General features: G+C 59.7%; 1 protein-coding gene. It reads right to left on the bottom strand.

The genetic code is table 11. The annotated features are described in order from the left end of the window. Nucleotides 1–32: 32 nt before the first annotated feature. Nucleotides 33–1,055 (bottom strand): IS30 family transposase, encoded by a 1,023-nt coding sequence (locus QCE73_RS39355; RefSeq protein WP_034473306.1) that lies wholly within the window; start codon nucleotides 1,053–1,055, stop codon nucleotides 33–35. Nucleotides 1,056–1,104 lie beyond the last annotated feature (49 nt).

Here is a 1,104-nt window from a genome sequence, read left to right as displayed (position 1 = left end):
GGCGGTTTCAAGATTGAAGCGCAACAGCGGATTTAATGTTTAGAGCCATGAGGTTGAGCTGCGGAAGCGAGTGTGGCGGCGAAGACCTCGAGTGGCGAATGAAAGGCGTGAGTGGCGCGAGGCCTGCTGTTCAGACTGTCGGCAATGGCGTCAAGTTCGTCCTGACTGTAGACCGAAAGGTCGGTGCCTTTGGGCAGATACTGGCGCAGCAGTCCGTTGGTGTTTTCACAAGTTCCGCGTTGCCATGGGCTGTGCGGGTCGCAGAAGTACACCTTCACACCTGTGGCGGCGCTGAGCTCTGCATGTCGCGACATTTCCTTGCCTTGGTCGTAGGTGAAGCTCTGCCGTAATGGCTCGGCAATCGAATTGAGTTTGGTAGAGAAGCCTGCCAGCGCGGAAGCAGCCGTGGCATCTTCCATCTTTGCCAGCAGCACTAGGCGGCTGGTCCGTTCCACCAGCACTCCGACTGAAGACGCATTGTTGGCGCCCTTGATGAAGTCGCCCTCCCAATGTCCGGGAAGCAGTCGGTCCTCGATTTCAGGCGGCCGCACATGAATGCTGACCATGTCGGGAATCTGCCCGCGTCGGTCTGTACCCCGTGTGCGCGGCATGCGCGTGCTGTGGCCGTGGCGCAGGCAGGCGATGAGCTGACGGCGCAGTTCGCCGCGCGGCTGGGCGTAGATGGCCGTATAGATAGTTTCGTGGGACACGTGCTGGGTCGGGTCGGTCGGATACATGCGCTTGAGTGTGCCCGATATCTGCTGAGGTGACCATTTCCACTCAAGCAGGGTAAGAACGATGCGCCAGCACACACTCTGCGGGGAGAGCTTTGTGGGACGACGACCCGCACTGCGACGCGCGGCGCTGAGCGCTTCTGCAGGTACGGATGCGTAGCCAGCGGGAGAACCATTTCGCCTCAGTTCACGGCTGACGGTGGCTGGCGAGCGGCCGAGTATCCGGGCCATGGCCCGGATACTCGAACCCTGCAAATGCAGGCTTGCAATGGTCAGGCGCTCTTCGGGTTGAAGCTGTTGATACTGAGTTGTTTCGTGCATCGCAACACCTTATACGAAACAGGTGTTGCACTTCACATTTGAGGCCGCC

Origin of the sequence: Caballeronia sp. LZ029, assembly GCF_031451275.1 — a bacterium.
Classification (GTDB): domain Bacteria; phylum Pseudomonadota; class Gammaproteobacteria; order Burkholderiales; family Burkholderiaceae; genus Caballeronia; species Caballeronia jiangsuensis.
This window is presented reverse-complemented; position numbering and strand designations above follow the sequence as displayed.